Origin of the sequence: Staphylococcus hominis subsp. hominis, from assembly GCF_002901845.1 — a bacterium.
GTDB lineage: Bacteria > Bacillota > Bacilli > Staphylococcales > Staphylococcaceae > Staphylococcus > Staphylococcus hominis.
The window spans coordinates 1-458 of sequence record NZ_PPQE01000008.1 but is presented as its reverse complement, the minus strand read 5'-3'; the positions used below and the strand labels follow the sequence as shown (position 1 = coordinate 458).

Sequence of the window (458 nt, the reverse complement as noted above, 5' to 3'; positions counted from 1 at the left end):
ACTGCAGTTAAAAGAACATTAATCATTGCCAAAGTAACTTTAATCTTTTTCTTAGTACTCATAAGTCTTCCTCCTTTCTTTAATAGCAGCATGCTATATTGTGATATTGTGTTGATCTTATTTTGTTATCCCCTCCCTTACCTTTCGTTTGATCTAGGTGGTTGCCTTAGCAACCACTTGTAAATAAAAAAAGAGAACATCTATTTAAAGATGCTCTCTAATTGAATCATTATTGATTAAATAAAGAAGTGATTGGTAAATGATCACGTCGTTTATTAAGCGTATGCATTTCAGCGAATTCAGACTTAAGGGATTTCATTAAGTACCCTTGCATGGCTTCAACGGTTTCATTTTTTTGAATAAGCATAGCTTTGAAACGTTTAAGAACATGAAGTATTTCTATTTCCATATCTTCTAATAAGTAATATGTATCAATAGAATTATTAAAGGACGTCTTG

At 31.2% G+C, this 458-nt stretch carries 1 pseudogene; it reads right to left on the bottom strand.

The window, feature by feature from the left end:
- Positions 1 to 229 precede the first annotated feature (229 nt).
- Positions 230 to 458: pseudogene (locus tag CD034_RS01045) on the bottom strand (replication initiator protein A); the annotation flags it as partial.